A 15,470-nucleotide genomic window follows, 5' to 3' on the forward strand; every position below is an offset into this window, starting at 1 on the left:
CTGCGAGTATACCGACCGGTGTGGTTACCTGAGGGGATGCCGAACCGACAACGGACGATCGCGAGCCCCCAGGTTCGCGGGCTCGCCTTGGTCGTGGTGTGGAGTTCGGGATTCGTCGGGGCCGAGCTCGGCGCCCGCCACGCCGGCCCGGACACCCTCCTGGCCTGGCGCTTCCTGGCCACGGCGGTGCTTCTGCTGCCCTGGCTCCGGCCCGCCCTGGCGCATCTGGACCGGCGCGGCCGGATCCACCAGGGCGTGCTGGCCCTGCTCTCCCAGTGCCTCTATCTGGGCGGCACCTACTGGGCCGCGGCCGCCGGGGTTCCCGCGGGCACCTCGGCCCTGATCGCCTCGCTCCAGCCCGCGCTGGTGATCTTCCTGAGCTCGCGCCGCCTCAGGCCCCGCCACCTGGCCGGACTCGCCCTGGGCACCGGCGGAGTGATGCTGACGGCGGTCGGGGACCTGCGCGCCGGAGTCACCATCGCCGCACTCGTCCTGCCGCTCGCCGCCATGCTGTCGCTCACCGCCGGAACGATGCTGCAGGAGCGCCGCCCCTCCCCGCCACTGATGCAGACGCTGGCCGTGCAGGCCCTGATCTCCGCGGCCTTCTTCACCGTGTACACCGCCGCCGCAGGCAACCTGGCCCCGCCCATGACCGCCGGCTTCTGGGCCGCCGTGGCCTGGGGCACCGCGGCGGGGATCGGCAGCTACGGCCTGTACTACCTGATCACCTCGCGCGACGGCGCGAGCCGGGCCAGCACCCTGCTCTACCTGACCCCGGCCACCACCGCGCTGTGGGCGGCGCCGATGTTCGGTCAGCCGATCCGTGGGCTCACCGTGCTCGGGCTGCTGATCAGCGCCTCGGCGGTGTTCCTGCTGCGGGATGCCGCAGTTCGTCCCGGTAATCCCGGCGCGTCGTCCCCGGCCGGGCCCGGGGCAGCGGCCAAGATCCCGCTATGACTGCCATCGCCGGCCTGCTGGCCGCTCTGTCCTCGGGCGAGGTCGAGATCATCGACGTCACCGCGCCGCTGTCGCCGCAGACGCCGATCCTGCAGTTGCCGCCGCCGTTCGCGAACACCATCCCGCTGTCGCTGGAGAAGGTCAGCGACTTCGACGACGACGGGCCGTTCTGGGGCTGGAACAACATCCACACCGGTGAGCACACCGGCACCCACCTGGACGCCCCGGTGCACTGGGCCAGCGGCCGCGACGGCAAGTCGGTCGACCAGATCGCCCCGGCCCGGCTGATCGGCCCGGTGGTGGTCGTCGACTTCACCGCCGAGGCCGAGGCCGACGCGGACTTCCTGCTCGAACCCGCCCACCTCGACGCGTACGTGGCCGAGCACGGGCCGCTGCCCGAGGGCGCCTGGCTGCTGCTGCGCACCGGCTGGAGCAGCCGCGGCGGCGACCCGGCGGCCTTCGCCAACGCCGACGAGAGCGGCGCGCACTGGCCCGGGGTCTCGGTGGCCGGGGCCGAATGGCTGGCCCGCTCGAGCATCTCCGGCTTCGGGGTGGAGACGGTGGGCATCGACGCCGGCCAGGCGGGCGGCATGGAGCCCGCCTTCCCGGTGCACTACCACCTGCTCGGCGCCGACAAGTACGGCCTGACCCAGTTGCAGAACCTCGACCGCCTGCCCCGCACCGGCGCCCTGCTGGTGGTGGCACCCCTGCCGATCGTCGGTGGTACCGGTTCTCCGGCACGCGCTTTCGCCATCGTTCCGAAGTGATGGACTCAGTAGCTGAGCTGATCGCCGAGGTCCTCGCGGACCTCGGCGTCGGTCACGCCTTCGGGGTGGTCGGCAGCGGGAACTTCCAGATCACCAATGCTTTGAGGACGCGTGGGGTCGGGTTCGTGGCGGCCCGTCACGAGGGCGGGGCGGCGTCGATGGCGGACGGGTACGCGCGCCTTTCGGGGCGGCCGGCGGTTCTGTCGGTGCATCAGGGATGTGGGCTGACCAACGCGATCACCGGGATCGGCGAGGCGGCCAAGAGCCGTACGCCGCTGATCGTGCTGGCCGCCGACACCGCGGGATCGGCGGTGCGCTCGAACTTCCGCATCGATCAGGACGCCCTGGCCGTCAGCGTGGGAGCGGTCGCCGAGCGGGTGCATTCGGCGGCCAGCGCGGTCGCCGACGTCACCCGGGCCTACCGCACCGCCGTCGAGGGCCGCCGCACCGTGGTGCTCAGCCTGCCCCTCGACGTGCAGGCCCAGCCCGCTCCCCCGTACCAACGCCTCAGCGACCCAGCTCAGCCTGAGCCCTTTCCGTGGGTTCCGCCGTTCCCGGTACGCCCGGCCCAGGAAGCCGTCGCCGCGCTGGCCGCCCTGCTGGCCTCGGCCCAGCGTCCGGTCTTCGTCGCAGGCCGCGGCGCCCGCTCGGCCGGGCTCGAAATATCCTCCCTGGCCGCCCGTTCCGGCGCCCTGCTTGCCACCTCGGCCGTGGCCAACGGTCTGTTCCGCCACGACGAGTTCGACCTCGGCATCTCCGGCGGCTTCTCCACCCCGCTCACCGCCGACCTGATCGAGGGCGCCGACCTGATCGTGGGCTGGGGTTGCGCGCTGAACATGTGGACGATGCGTCACGGCTCCCTGATCGGCGAGGACGCCGTCGTGGTCCAGGTCGACGACGACCACTCCGCCCTGGGGGCGCACCGCCCGATCAGCCTGGGCGTGCTCGGCGACTGCGCCGCCACCGCGCGCGACGTGAGCGAGGCGCTCCCCAGCACCAAACCGGGCTATCGGACGTCCACAATCTCGCAAAAGCTGGCCCAGAGCCGGTGGTGGAACGACACCCCCACCCCCGACCTCTCCAGCGACACCCGGATCGACCCCCGGGTGCTCAGCGCCGCCCTGGACGACCTGCTGCCCACCGAGCGGATGGTCTCCATCGACTCGGGCAACTTCATGGGCTACCCCGCCGCCTACCTGAGAGTGCCCGACGAGAACGGCTTCTGCTTCACCCAGGCCTTCCAGTCGGTGGGCCTGGGGCTGGCCAGCGGCCTCGGTGCGGCCCTGGCCCAGCCGTCCCGCCTGGCCGTGGTCGCCACCGGGGACGGCGGCTTCCTGATGGGCATCTCCGAGCTGGAGACCGCCGTCCGCCTCGGGATTCCCCTCGTGGTGGTGATTTACGACGACGCCGCCTACGGCGCCGAGGTGCACCACTTCGGCCCGGACGCAGACCTCGGCGCCGTGACCTTCCCCGACACCGACCTGGCCGCGATGGCAACCGGATTCGGGGCCAAGGGGGTGACCGTGCGCAGCGTGGACGATCTCGCCGACGTGAAGGACTGGCTGGCCACCCCGCAGGGGGTGCTGGTGATCGACGCGAAGATCGCCGACGACGGCGGCGCCTGGTGGCTGGCCGAGGCCTTCCGCGGACACTGAGCCTTTCGACTGGAGTAATCGTCTTGACCGAGAACCCGACCATGCACCCGCTGATCGGTGAATGGCGCACCCGGGGCGAGATCTTCGCCGAGGACGGCCGCACCGTGGAGTCCGAGCTCGAGGGCAGCGACGTCTACGAGTGGCTCGGCCCCACTGTGGTGCACCACGTCGACGTGATGGTCGGCGGCACCCACACCCGCGCCCTGGAGGTCTTCGAGCCCTTCGACCCCGAACGCGGCGTCTTCCCCACCCGGGCCTACGACGACCAAGGTGGCGCCGAGGACGCCACCGCCACCGTGCGCGACGGGGTGTGGACGTTCGTGGCCGGTGACGCCGAAGCCACCCTGACCGTGGCCGGCGACGGCGCCTCGATGCAGGCCGAGTGGACCGCGCCGGGCCCGGACGACGAGCGCCGGCTCTGGATGCGACTGCACTTCACCCGGCGCGCCTGAAGCCGCCTGAAGCAGAGGCAGGCAGGCCCGGTCAGCGTGAGTACCGGGCCCGCATCATCTGCACCGCCTCCAGCACGACCTGGTCCATGGCCTGTTCTTCGGGGGCCCAGTGGCCGAGGAGGAGGCGCGGCCAGAACACGTAGTTGGAGATCATGCCCAGGAACTGGGTGGCGGCCAGCTCCGCGTCGTCCAGCAGCACCGTGCCGGCCTCCCGCTCGGCCTCCAGATAGGCGCGGACCGAGGTGAAGTAGGGCATCTTGCCCAGGCTGAACTGGGTCTCGCCGAGTTCGGGGAAGCGCGGCAGTTCCGCGATGACGATGCGGAACAGGTCGGCCATGCCCGGACGGGTCAGCAGCGCCACGTAGCGCCGCCCGATGAGGGTGAGGCCGGCGTCCAGGTCACCGGCCGGCGGCGGTGCGGGCTCGTCCCCGTCCGTGTCCCACGACGCGGCGACGATGGCCTCGAAAAGCGCCGCCTTGGTGGGGAACTGCTTGAACAACGTCGCCTTGGACACCCCGGCCGCCTCGGCGATCCGGGCCAGCGAGGTGCGGTCGTAGCCCGCCTGGAGGAAGAGCTGGGTGGCCGCCTGCAGGATGGCCTCGCGTTTCTGCCCGGCGACCCGCTGGTGGTAGGCGGAGGGTTCGGTGGTCACCGGCCCAGCCTAGCGAGGTGAGTCACTTGACTCACCTCTACCCGGCCCGTACCTTCTTCCCCGAGGCGAGTCACTCGACTCACCATCGTCAGGAGGACACCATGGGACGCTTCGACAACCACATCGTGCTGGTCACCGGTGGGACCGGCGGCCAGGGCAGCAACCACGTCCGGGCCTTCCACGCCGAGGGCGCCACCGTCGCGATCGGCGACATCGCCGGCGAACGGGGCGAGGCGCTGGCCGCCGAGCTGGGCGAGCGGGCCTTCGCGGTCCGGCTGGACGTGACCGACGAGCAGTCGTGGCAGGCCGCGATCGCCGAGACCGAACGGCGGGCCGGCCCGCTGAGCATCCTGGTGAACAACGCCGGCGTGCAGAACCCGGCCGCCCCGATCGAGGCCACCGACCGCGCCATCTGGGAGCGGATCCTGCAGATCAACCTGACCGGCACGTTCCTGGGCATCAAGGCGGCCGCGCCGTCGCTGCGCCGGGGCGGGGGCGGCGTGGTCGTGAACATCGCCTCCACCTCCGGGGTCGGCGGCACCGCCTTCTACGCGCCCTACGTGGCCAGCAAGTGGGCGGTGCGGGGGCTGACCAAGACGGCAGCTCTGGAGCTGGGGCGCGACAACATCCGGGTGAACGCCATCCACCCGGGCGTCATCGCCACCCCGTTCATCACCGAGCCGGCCGCGGGCGCCGACGCCCCGATCGCCGACTTCTACTCGCCCGAGCCCTACGCCGTGCCGCGTCTGGGCACCCCGCAGGACATCACCGGCCTGCTGCTCTTCCTGGCCTCGGACGAGGCGTCGTTCGTCACCGGCTCGGAGTTCGTGGCCGACGGCGGGCTGCTGCTCGGCCCGGCCCTCAAGCACGAAGCGGCCTGAGACATGGGCCCGGCCGTCCGGGCGGCGCTGGAGATCACCCCCGCCGCAGGCACTTACGAGCGAATCGTGGACATCACCACCGTCGGGCGCCGCACCGGGCGGCCGCGACGGATCGAGATCTTCTTCTACCGCTGCTCCGGCCGGGTCTACCTGTGCAGCGGGTCGTCGGGCCGGCCGGTCAGCTGGTACGCCAACCTGCTGGCCGATCCGCACTTCACCTTCCACCTGAAACACGGTGTGCGGGCCGACCTTCCGGCTACGGCGAGCCCGGTGACCGACCCCGTCGAACGACGGGCGGTCCTGGCCGAGATCGTCGCCGACCTCAACCAGCCGCACAACCCGGGCACGATCAGCCGGCCCACCCGGCTGGAGGACTGGCTGGACAGCCGGCTGATGCTGGTCACCTTCGGCTGAGTTCGTGGTCGAGGGCGCCCTCGGCCCAGGTGCGCAGGGCGGCCAGCGGCACGGCGGCCGAGTGGCCCAGGTCGGTCAGTGTGTACTCGACCCGGGGCGGTACCTCGGCGAACACCTCACGGTCGATCAGGGCGGCCTCTTCGAGCCGGCGCAGGGTGGCGGTGAGCACCTTCGAGCTCACCCCGTTCAGCCGGGAGCGCAGTTCGCCGAAGCGCATCGGGCCCGGCTCGAGCGCGCCGATCACCAGGGCCGACCACTTGTTGGCGATCAGGTCGAGCAGATCGCGGCAGGGGCAGTCGGGATTGAACACGTCATGCGGGCCGTGCAGGCCGGTGGAGCAGGCCGTGACCATCTGACCTCCATTGCTTCCCAAAGGTTACTTGTCTCCCTTGAGGGTAACCGCAGGTCCGGGGTTAGCGTCGCCGACGTCGGAACGAGACGGGAGCGAAGATCATGGGCATCAGGTCCTGGCAGGCAGTGGGCGGTACTGACAAGAGCTTCACCGAGGTCGAGCGGGAGGTTCCCGAGCTGCGGCCGCGGGACGTGCTGGTCCGGGTGAAGGCGGTGTCGGTCAACCCGGTGGACACGAAGGTGCACGCGGGTCTGGCCCCGGGCCGTACCCGGCAGCTGGGGTGGGACGCCGCCGGGGTGGTGGAGGCGGTGGGATCCCAGGCGCAGTCGTTCCGGGTCGGCGACGAGGTCTTCTACGCCGGGGACATCTCGCGCGACGGCACCAACGCCGAACTGCACGCGGTGGACGAGCGCATCGTCGGCCGGCGGCCCAGCACCCTGTCGTGGGAAGAGTCGGCGGCGCTGCCGCTGACCGCGATCACCGCCTGGGAGACGATGTTCGACCAGCTGAAGATGACACCCGAGGACAAGGGGCACTTCCTGGTGCTGGGGGCCGCGGGCGGGGTCGGCAGCATCCTGACCCAGCTGGTGAAGACGCTGACGCCGGGCGTGGAGGTGATCGCGGCCGCGGGACGGGGCGAGTCCCGTGACTGGGCCCGGCAGATGGGGGCCGACCACGTGATCGGCCGGGACAACCTGGTCGAGGACGTGCGGGCGTTCGTCCCCGAGGGCGTCGGCCGGGTGTTCTCCCCGTACACCCGGGGCAACATCCCGACCTACGCCGAGCTGGTGCGCACGTTCGGTCAGGTGGTGGCCATCGACGAGCCCGAGGGCCAGGACAGCCTGCCGCTGAAGGCGAAGGCGGCGTCGCTGCACTGGGAGCTGATGTTCGCGCGGGTGCTGAACCAGGCCTCCGACCTGGCCGAGCAGGGGCGTCTGCTCACGCAGGTGGCCGAGCTGGCCGACGCGGGGCGGATCCGTTCCACCCTCACCCAGAGCTTCGACGGCCCGGCGGAAGCGGCACTGCAGCGGGCCCACGCGGTGGTGGCCTCGGGCGGGGCGATCGGGAAGGTCGCCGTGCGGCTGCCCGAGTGATGCGCGGGACCCGAGGGATCTGAGGGGCCTGAGCCAGGCGCCCGGCGGCGTGGCTGGCGGCGAACCCAGCGGTAGGTGGGAGGGTTCCGGAAGCACCTGCCCAGCAATGACCTTCGCCGTCCGCACCGGGAGGACCATGTCTGTCACCCAGGATCTCTCCCGGCGCCGCGCCCTGGTGGGGATGGCCGGAGCAGCCGGGGCGGCCGGACTGGCTGGGATGGCGATCACCAACGCCACCCCAGCCACCGCCCGGCCGGCGCCGACGCGCCGGTGGCCCACCCCCGTCCGTTCGTGGGTGTTCACCGAATCCACCTACTACCAGGGCTTTCGCGCTGCCCAACTGCACCGGCTGGCCGGACGGGGTGGCCGTTTCTACACGATGAACGCCGGTGAAGCGGCCTATTCGCTGCGGTACAAGGACTATCGGGACGAGTCGGGCACCAGGCCGCTCTGGGTGATTCCGGTGACCGATCCGGAGCAGGCGCCGGACGGATCTGCCCAGCTGCTGCGGCTGTGGCATCCCCGGCGGCAGACCCAGATGCGCACCCACAGCGCCGAGGCGGCCGAGTACGCGGTGCAGCAGTTGGGTTACCGGCTGGAGGCGGAGTACCCGGCGCCGTACGTGTTCACCGCGAAGGTCGATCCCGAGGCCGTGCCCTACCAGTTCGAGCGCCTGTGGCGACCGGCGTGAGCGGGCGGGTCCCCCGCCGTGGTCTGCTGGGTCTGCCCGGCCTGCAGACGCGTGCCCGCGGCCGGGCCGACCACTTCTACACCACCAACCTCGCCGAGAAGCGGGCCGCGATGGCGCGCGGCTACCGGGACGAGACCGGGACCACCGCGCCGATGTACGTGTTCGACCGCGGGTTGCTGCACGCCGGCATCCGGGCCGTGCCACTGCACCGGCTGTACAGCGCCGAGCGCCAGGATCACCTGTACACCACCGACGAGGCCGAGGTGCGCCGCTCGATCCGGGGCCTGGGCTACACCGACGAACTGCGGCTGGACTCGCTGTGGGTGTTCCCGGGCGGTGACACCCCCGACAGCACCCGGCTGTTCCGGTTGTGGCACCCCCACCTGACCGACCACTTCTACACGACGAGCGAGGCAGAGGCTGATCACGCGGTGCAGCGGCTGGGCTACCGGCGGCGGCCCTTCCATCCCTTGCCGGAACCCGATGTACTGAAGATGCCGGCGCTGGCCGAGGGCATCACCGCGGTGCGGCTGCATCGCCTCTACCGTCCGTGACTTTGTAGGTTTCTTACAAAGGGTGGCTCAGGGTCCACCCTGTGGCGTACATGGCGCGCGGCCCTCGACCCGGCGAGAGTAGGACGCTGGATCTAGTGGTGTCTGGGAGGCTCAGCCGGTGTTCAAACGTGTCGCAGTCGTCAACCGCGGAGAGGCCGCGATGCGGCTCATCCATGCCGTCCGCGATCTGGCCGCCGAGAGCGGGGCGCGGATCGAGACGGTCGCGCTGTACACCGACGCCGACCGCAACGCCACGTTCGTGCGTGAGGCCGACATCGCGTACAACCTCGGCCCGGCCTCGGCCCGCCCCTACCTCGACCTGGCGGTCCTGGAGAAGGCCCTGACCGCCACCGGCGCCGACGCGGCCTGGGTCGGCTGGGGCTTCGTGGCCGAGGACCCGGCGTTCGCCGAGCTGTGCGAGAAGATCGGCGTGACCTTCGTCGGCCCGAGCGCCGAGGCGATGCGCCGGCTCGGCGACAAGATCGGCGCGAAGCTGATCGCCGAGGAGGTCGGCGTGCCGGTGGCCCCCTGGAGCGGGGGTGCGCTGGAGTCGCTGGAGCACGCGCTGGCCACCGGCGAGCAGCTGGGCTACCCGCTGATGCTGAAGGCGACCGCCGGTGGTGGCGGGCGCGGCATCCGCAAGGTGACCAACGGCGAGGAGCTGACCGAGGCCTACCAGCGCACCAGCGACGAGGCGCTGCGGGCCTTCGGCTCCGGCGTGCTGTTCCTGGAGAGCCTGGTCACCGGCGCCCGGCACGTCGAGGTGCAGGTCATCGCCGACGGGCAGGGCACCGCCTGGGCCTTGGGCGTGCGCGACTGCTCGGTGCAGCGGCGCAACCAGAAGGTGATCGAGGAGTCGGCCTCGGCCGTCCTCTCCGCCGCCCAGACGGCCGAGCTCAAGGCCAGCGCCGAGCGCCTGGCGGTCAAGGTCGGCTACCGCGGCGCCTGCACGGTCGAGTTCCTCTACCAGCCCGCCGAGAAGCTGTTCGCCTTCCTCGAGGTGAACACCCGGCTGCAGGTCGAGCACCCGATCACCGAGATCACCACCGGCACCGACCTGGTCCGCCTGCAGCTGCACGTGGCCGAGGGCGGCCGGCTGGAGGGTGAGCCGCCGGCCGAGATCGGTCACGCCGTGGAGGCCCGGCTCAACGCCGAGGACCCGGACCGCGACTTCGCCCCCTCCCCCGGCCGGATCGCCCGGCTGCTGCTGCCGGCCGGCCCGGGTATCCGGGTCGACACCGGGGTCAGCGAGGGTGACACCATCCCGGCCGACTTCGACTCGATGATCGCCAAGATCATCGCCCACGGCCGCGACCGCGAGCAGGCCCTGGCCCGGCTGCGCCGGGCGATGTCCGAGACGGTCGTGATCATCGAGGGCGGCGCCACCAACAAGAGTTTCGTGCTCGACCTGCTCGACCAGCCCGAGGTGATCGACGCCAGCGCCGACACCGGCTGGATCGACCGGGTCCGGGCCGAGGGCCGGCTGGTCGCCCAGCGGCACTCCTCGGTGGCCCTCGCCGCCGCCGCGATCGAGGCCTACCAGGACGAGGAGGAGGTCAGCCGGCAGCGTCTGCTCGAGACCGCGCACGGCGGCCGCCCGCAGGTGCAGCACGACTCCGGGCGCCCGCTGGACCTGAAGCTGCGCGGGGTCGGCTACCGGGTGAGCGTGGCCCGGGCCGGGGCCGACCGGTTCCGGGTGGGCATCAGCTCGGCCGGCACCGACGTGCACCCGGCCGAGGTCACGGTCGAGCGCTTCGACCGGCACAGCAGCCGGATGGTGGTCAACGGCCGGCGGTTCCGGCTGGTCACCGCCACCCACGGGCCGATCCACCTGGTCGAGGTCGACGGCGTCACCCACCGGATCAGCCTGGACGAGGGCGGCGTGGTCCGCTCCCCCGCCCCGGCCCTGGTGGTGGCCACCCCGGTCGCGGTCGGCGACGAGGTCGACTCCGGCGCCCCGATCCTGGTGCTCGAGAGCATGAAGATGGAGACGGTGCTGCGGGCGCCGTTCCGGGCCCGGGTGCGCGAGTGCCCGGTGTCGGTGGGCAGCCAGGTCGAGACGGGTGCGCCGCTGATGCGGCTGGAGCCGCTGTCCGACGGCGACGCCGAGGCGGCCGAGGCGCAGAGCGCGGTGGCCGAGATCGACCTGCCGTCCGAGCCCGACGGCGTCTCCGCCGCCGACCGGGCCGAGCGCGCCCTGCAGGACCTGCGCAGCCTGCTGCTGGGCTACGACGTCACCCCGGCCGAGGGCAGCGCCGCGCTGAAGCAGTACCTGGCCGCCCGCGGTGAGCTCACCGACCGGCCCCTGCCCGGTGAGGTCGGCCTGCTCACGGTGTTCGCCGACCTGTCCGAGCTGAGCCGCAACCGGCCGCAGACCGGGCTCGAGGTGGAACCGGGCAGCCAGGTCCACAGCCCGCGCGAGTACCTGCACACCTACCTGCAGAGCCTGGACGTGGAGCGGGCCGGGGTGAGCCCGGTGTTCCAGGCCCGGCTGACCCAGGTGCTGGGCTACTACGGGGTCTCCGACCTCGAGCGCACCCCCGAGCTCGAGGCCGCCGTCTTCCGGATCTTCCTGGCGCAGCAGCGCCTCTCGTCGGCCGGCGCGGTGATCACCGGGCTGCTGCGCGAGTGGCTGGCCGGCACGGCCCCGCACAACGGGCTGGGCGAGCGGGCCGGCACGGCCCTGCGCCACCTGGTCGAGGCCACCCAGGTACGCTTCCCGGCCATCTCCGACCTGGCCCGGGGCGTGGTGTTCCGCTGGTTCACCCAGCCCCTGTTCCGCCGCAACCGCGCCACCGTCTACGCGGCCGTCAGCGAGGACCTGCGTTACCTCGACCGGCTGCCCGACGCCCCCGACCGGCCCGAGCGCATCCAGGCCATGGTCGCCGGCCCGGAGCCGCTGGTGCGCCTGATCGGCCAGCGGATCGGCCGCGAGAGCGTCGACCACAGCGCCCTGCTCGAGGTGCTGACCCGGCGCTACTACGGCAACCGCGGCCTGGTCGGCGCGGTGCGCCCGCAGGAGGCGGGCGGCATCCGCTTCGTCACCGCCGAGCACACCGGCCCCGAGCGTCGTTCCCAGGTGGTCACCACCGTGGCCGACCTCGTCACCCTGCCCGACGCGCTGGCCGGGGTGAGTGCGCTGGCCGCCGACGTCAGCGAGCGCGGCCTGGTCGCCGACCTGTACGTGGCCTGGGACGACCTGCCCGAGACGGACGCCGTCGCCGAGCGTCTGAGCGGGCTGATCGCGGCCCGGGCGATGCCCGCCGCGGTGCGCCGGATCACCGTGACCATCGCCGGCACGGCCGGTGCGGTGATGCACCACCACTTCACCTTCCGGCCGGACGAGACCGGCACCCTGGTGGAAGACCGGCTGATCCGCGGCCTGCACCCGCAGATCGCTCAGCGCCTGCAGCTGCAGCGGCTGCGCGAGTTCCACCTCACCCGGCTGCCCTCGGCCGACGAGGAGATCTACCTGTACAAGGCGGTCGCCCGCAGCAACCCGGCCGACGAGCGGCTCTTCGTGATGGGCCAGGTCCGCGACCTGACTCCGCAGCGGGAGGCCGACGGCCGGCTGATCGCCCTGCCGAACGTGGAGACCGCGATCATCAACGCGGTCGACGCCATCCGGGCCGCGCAGGCCCAGTCGCCGGCCAACCGGCGCCTGGCCACCAACCGGATCATGATGTACGTCTGGCCGGTCACCGACCTGACCGACCCCGAGCTGGGCATGCTGGTCAAGCGGGTGCTGCCGGCCGTGGTCGGGGCGGGCCTGGAAGAGGTCCGCTTCATCGCCCGGCGCCGCAACGAGGCCGGTGAGCTGGCCGACATCGAGGTGCGCATCCTGCCCGCCCCGGGCGGCCGGGGCGCCGAACTGGAGGTCGGGGAGCCCTCGACCGAGCCGGTGCAGCCGCTGGACGACTACCGCCAGAAGGTGCTGCGCGCCGCCGCCCGCGGCAACGTCTACCCCTACGAGCTCACCGGCATGCTCGGTGACTTCACCGAGCACGACCTGGAAGAGGGCAGGCTCGTCCCGGTCGAGCGGGCGCCCGGCAACAACAGCGCCGGGATCGTCGCCGGCGTGGTCACCACGGTCACCGCCCGGCACCCGCAGGGCGTGACCCGGGTGGTGCTGCTCGGCGACCCGACCAAGGCGCTGGGCTCGCTGTCCGAGCCGGAGTGCGCCCGGGTGATCGCGGCGATCGACCTGGCCGAGTCGATGCGGGTGCCGCTGGAGTGGTACTCGCTCTCGGCCGGGGCCAAGATCTCGATGTCCTCGGGCAGCGAGAACCTGGACTGGGTGGCCGCCGCGCTCAAGCGGATCGTGCAGTTCACCCAGGCCGGCGGTGAGATCAACATCGTGGTGGCCGGGATCAACGTGGGCGCCCAGCCGTACTGGAACGCCGAGGCGACCATGCTGATGCACACCAAGGGCATCCTGGTGATGACGCCCGACTCGGCCATGGTGCTCACCGGCAAGCAGGCGCTGGACTTCTCCGGCGGTGTCTCGGCCGAGGACAACTTCGGCATCGGCGGCTACGACCGGGTGATGGGCCCCAACGGCCAGGCCCAGTACTGGGCGCCCGACCTGGCCGGCGCCCGGGACATCCTGATGGCGCACTACGACCACGCCTACATCGCCCCCGGCGAGACGTCGCCGCGGCCGGTGCCGACCACCGACCCGGCCGATCGCGACATCCGCTCCTACCCGCACCCGCTGGGCGAGGAGTTCACCACGGTCGGCGAGATCTTCTCGGCGGAGCACAACCCCGACCGCAAGAAGCCGTTCGACATCCGCACGGTGATGCGGGCCCTGTCCGACCAGGACCACCCGGTGCTGGAGCGCTGGGCGGGCATGGCCGACGCCGACACCTCGGTGGTGCAGGACGTGCACATCGGCGGGCGCCCGGTCTGCCTGGTCGGGATCGAGTCGCGCACCGTGGCCCGGCGCGGGTTCCCGCCCACCGACGGCCCCGACACCTACACTGCGGGAACGCTTTTCCCGCAGTCGTCGAAGAAGACGGCGCGGGCGATCAACGCCGCCTCGGGCAACCGCCCGCTGGTGGTGCTGGCCAACCTCTCCGGCTTCGACGGCTCCCCCGAGTCGATGCGCCGGCTGCAGCTGGAGTACGGCGCCGAGATCGGCCGGGCGATCGTCAACTTCGAGGGCCCGATCATCTTCACCGTGATCTCCCGTTACCACGGTGGCGCTTTCGTGGTCTTCTCCAAGCGGCTGAACCCGAACATGACGGTGCTGGCGCTGGAGGGCTCGTTCGCCTCGGTGCTCGGTGGTGCCCCGGCCGCCGCGGTGGTCTTCACCGGTGAGGTCAACAAGCGCACCACGAACGACCCGCGGGTCAGCGAACTGCAGGCGCAGTTGCTGGCGGCGGGAGCGGGCGACCGGGCGGCGGTGAACGCCCGCCTGGCCGAGGTGCAGGCCTCCGTGCGGGCCGAGAAGCTCGGTGAGGTGGCCGCCGAGTTCGACCGGGTGCACAGCATCCGGCGCGCGGTGGAGGTCGGCTCGGTCGACGCGATCATCAGTGCCGAACAGATGCGCCCGCGGATCATCGAGGCCATCGAGAACGGCCTGCGCACCCAGTAGATCCGGATCGGAACCGAGGACGCCGTGGGAGACCAGGTCTCGCACGGCGTCCTTTGGTTCTAGGTTGGCTTCTGTGAACGACGAGGAGATCCGGGAGATCGAGGAGCGGTGCGCCTCGGCCACCCCCGGCCCGTGGTTCGTGAACGAGCCCGGCCGGTGAGTTCGAGGACGGCGCTGACCCGGTACCTGATCGCGGCCACCCTGGCCCGCAGCGCCGACGCGGGCGCCCCGGTCGGGTTCGTGCTGCTGGCCGGGACGGTTCCCGGGCTGCACCGGCCCGAACTGGTGGGCGCACTGCTGGTCACCTGTCTGATGCTGCCGCACCTGCTGGGGCCGCTGGCCGGTCGTCGGCTGGACCGCTCACGTGACGGAAGACGGCTGATCGCGGCGGTCTGCGTCGGGTACGCGGTGCTGATCGGGGCAGCCACGCTCACCCTGGGGCATGCGCCGCTGGCGCTGGTGCTCGGACTGGCCGCCCTCGCCGGTGCCGGCGGGCCGTTGCTCACCGGCGGCCTGAGCAGTCGGCTGGCCGCACTCTCCCCACCCGACGAGCACGCTCAGCGCCGCGCCCAGGGTCTGGATTCACTCAGTTACGGCATTGGGGGAACTGGCGGCACCGCATTGGTGGCCTCGCTGGCCGCGCTGACCGGCCCTAGGGTGGCATTGCTGGCCTTGGCCTTCACCACGCTGGTCGCGGCGGCCCTGATCCGTGGTCTTCCACCGGGCGAGAAGGCGGTTCCGGCTGATCTGGTGCTGCCGTTGCGTAGTGCCCTGGGCCTGTTCACGGCGCCCGGGCCGCTGCGTCGGGTGATGGGCACCATGCTGGTCGTCGCCTTCCCCAACGGAGCGGTCGCGGTCATCGCGGTGGCCCTGGCCGACGACCTCGACGTCTCGGCCGGCACCGCGGGCCTGCTGACAGCCGTGTTCGGCCTGGGGTATCTGATCGGCTCGCTAATCCTGATCGCCTGGCCCCTGCCGGGCGAACCCGAGCGCAGTGTGGCGGTCACGGTGGCAGTGGTGAGCATCTTCTTCGCCTGCTGCGCCGTGGCTCCGAACTACGTCGTGGCGTCGGTCGCCTTCTTCCTGCTGGGGGCCTCGAACGCGCCTTACTTCACGGCCACCCTGGCTGCCCGGTCCCGCTACTCCCCACCCGGAGCGCGTGCCCAGGTGTTCGTGACCATGGCCGCACTCAAGGTCGGCTCCTCGGCGGCGGGCTCGGCGGCGGCGGGCGTGGCCATCGGCCTCGGGCCCCGCCCCCTCCTGGCCGCCGGAGCAGCGATGATCCTGGCCGCCGCGATCGGGATGACCCTGGAGCGTCGCTATCACCGACCGGTCGTGACCCCCGACAGCGGAGCGTGTTTCGACATGACGAAGAAGTAGTTGGGTCTGACAACCAGATAGG

Annotated in this window: 13 protein-coding genes; 11 read left to right on the forward strand and 2 right to left on the reverse strand. The window is 72.0% G+C overall.

Annotated elements, in window-relative coordinates; all coding sequences use genetic code 11:
* Window positions 1–36 precede the first annotated feature (36 nt).
* Genes QSK18_RS10865 through QSK18_RS10880 form a run of 4 tightly spaced genes read left to right on the forward strand, consistent with a single transcriptional unit; the run spans window position 37 to window position 3,831 of the window.
* Window positions 37–957: a DMT family transporter gene (locus tag QSK18_RS10865; RefSeq protein WP_285618388.1), complete on the forward strand. Its 921-nt coding sequence runs from the start codon at window positions 37–39 to the stop codon at window positions 955–957.
* On the forward strand, window positions 954–1,724 hold the full coding sequence (locus tag QSK18_RS10870) for a cyclase family protein (RefSeq protein ID WP_232810548.1): 771 nt from the start codon (window positions 954–956) through the stop codon (window positions 1,722–1,724). The genes QSK18_RS10865 and QSK18_RS10870 overlap by 4 nt, the downstream gene beginning before the upstream one ends.
* The gene (locus QSK18_RS10875) at window positions 1,724–3,379 is read left to right on the forward strand and encodes a thiamine pyrophosphate-binding protein (RefSeq protein WP_285618393.1); all 1,656 of its coding nucleotides are present in this window, start codon (window positions 1,724–1,726) and stop codon (window positions 3,377–3,379) included. Before QSK18_RS10870 ends, QSK18_RS10875 begins: the two co-directional genes overlap by 1 nt.
* A gap of 23 nt (window positions 3,380–3,402) precedes the next feature.
* Complete coding sequence (locus tag QSK18_RS10880) at window positions 3,403–3,831, forward strand: hypothetical protein (RefSeq protein WP_285618399.1); 429 nt, start codon at window positions 3,403–3,405, stop codon at window positions 3,829–3,831.
* A gap of 31 nt (window positions 3,832–3,862) precedes the next feature.
* On the opposite strand, the gene QSK18_RS10885 is transcribed toward QSK18_RS10880, so the two are convergent.
* Window positions 3,863–4,483, reverse strand: a complete 621-nt coding sequence (locus QSK18_RS10885; protein WP_232810545.1) for a TetR/AcrR family transcriptional regulator — start codon at window positions 4,481–4,483, stop codon at window positions 3,863–3,865.
* Window positions 4,484–4,584: 101 nt separating this feature from the next.
* On the opposite strand from QSK18_RS10885, the gene QSK18_RS10890 reads away from it, so the two are divergent.
* Together QSK18_RS10890 and QSK18_RS10895 are read left to right on the forward strand one after the other, a co-directional pair.
* A complete protein-coding gene (locus tag QSK18_RS10890) occupies window positions 4,585–5,364 on the forward strand; it encodes an SDR family NAD(P)-dependent oxidoreductase (RefSeq protein ID WP_352396524.1) in 780 nt (259 codons plus the stop codon).
* Between the two features lie 3 nt (window positions 5,365–5,367).
* Complete coding sequence (locus QSK18_RS10895) at window positions 5,368–5,778, forward strand: nitroreductase/quinone reductase family protein (protein WP_285618416.1); 411 nt, start codon at window positions 5,368–5,370, stop codon at window positions 5,776–5,778.
* Here QSK18_RS10895 and QSK18_RS10900 read toward each other — a convergent pair.
* Window positions 5,765–6,130 (reverse strand): winged helix-turn-helix transcriptional regulator, encoded by a 366-nt coding sequence (locus QSK18_RS10900; protein ID WP_232810542.1) that lies wholly within the window; start codon window positions 6,128–6,130, stop codon window positions 5,765–5,767. The genes QSK18_RS10895 and QSK18_RS10900 overlap by 14 nt on opposite strands.
* A 101-nt stretch (window positions 6,131–6,231) precedes the next feature.
* Here QSK18_RS10900 and QSK18_RS10905 point away from each other — a divergent pair, with 101 nt between their 5' ends.
* From QSK18_RS10905 to QSK18_RS10925, 5 genes are all read left to right on the forward strand, one after another.
* Window positions 6,232–7,224 carry a zinc-binding alcohol dehydrogenase family protein gene (locus tag QSK18_RS10905; protein WP_232810541.1) on the forward strand — a complete coding sequence of 331 codons (993 nt, stop codon included), beginning with the start codon at window positions 6,232–6,234 and terminating at the stop codon, window positions 7,222–7,224.
* Window positions 7,225–7,360: 136 nt separating this feature from the next.
* Entirely contained in the window at window positions 7,361–7,915 is a 555-nt protein-coding gene (locus QSK18_RS10910) for a hypothetical protein (RefSeq protein ID WP_232810540.1), read from the forward strand.
* Window positions 7,912–8,469, forward strand: a complete 558-nt coding sequence (locus QSK18_RS10915) for a hypothetical protein (protein ID WP_232810539.1) — start codon at window positions 7,912–7,914, stop codon at window positions 8,467–8,469. Before QSK18_RS10910 ends, QSK18_RS10915 begins: the two co-directional genes overlap by 4 nt.
* A 118-nt stretch (window positions 8,470–8,587) precedes the next feature.
* Window positions 8,588–14,068 (forward strand): ATP-binding protein, encoded by a 5,481-nt coding sequence (locus tag QSK18_RS10920; RefSeq protein ID WP_285618428.1) that lies wholly within the window; start codon window positions 8,588–8,590, stop codon window positions 14,066–14,068.
* 156 nt (window positions 14,069–14,224) lie between these two features.
* Window positions 14,225–15,448, forward strand: coding sequence for an MFS transporter (locus QSK18_RS10925; protein WP_285618430.1), 1,224 nt, complete (start codon window positions 14,225–14,227; stop codon window positions 15,446–15,448).
* Window positions 15,449–15,470 lie beyond the last annotated feature (22 nt).

The organism is Kineosporia sp. NBRC 101677, from assembly GCF_030269265.1.
GTDB lineage: Bacteria > Actinomycetota > Actinomycetes > Actinomycetales > Kineosporiaceae > Kineosporia > Kineosporia rhizophila.

Coding starts and splice junctions, on each gene's coding strand:
- QSK18_RS10865 (WP_285618388.1), top strand. CDS start 37: ATGCCGAACCGACAACGGACGATCGCGAGCCCCCAGGTTCGCGGGCTC.
- QSK18_RS10870 (WP_232810548.1), top strand. CDS start 954: ATGACTGCCATCGCCGGCCTGCTGGCCGCTCTGTCCTCGGGCGAGGTC.
- QSK18_RS10875 (WP_285618393.1), top strand. CDS start 1,724: ATGGACTCAGTAGCTGAGCTGATCGCCGAGGTCCTCGCGGACCTCGGC.
- QSK18_RS10890 (WP_352396524.1), top strand. CDS start 4,585: ATGGGACGCTTCGACAACCACATCGTGCTGGTCACCGGTGGGACCGGC.
- QSK18_RS10895 (WP_285618416.1), top strand. CDS start 5,368: ATGGGCCCGGCCGTCCGGGCGGCGCTGGAGATCACCCCCGCCGCAGGC.
- QSK18_RS10900 (WP_232810542.1), bottom strand. CDS start 6,130: ATGGTCACGGCCTGCTCCACCGGCCTGCACGGCCCGCATGACGTGTTC.
- QSK18_RS10905 (WP_232810541.1), top strand. CDS start 6,232: ATGGGCATCAGGTCCTGGCAGGCAGTGGGCGGTACTGACAAGAGCTTC.
- QSK18_RS10910 (WP_232810540.1), top strand. CDS start 7,361: ATGTCTGTCACCCAGGATCTCTCCCGGCGCCGCGCCCTGGTGGGGATG.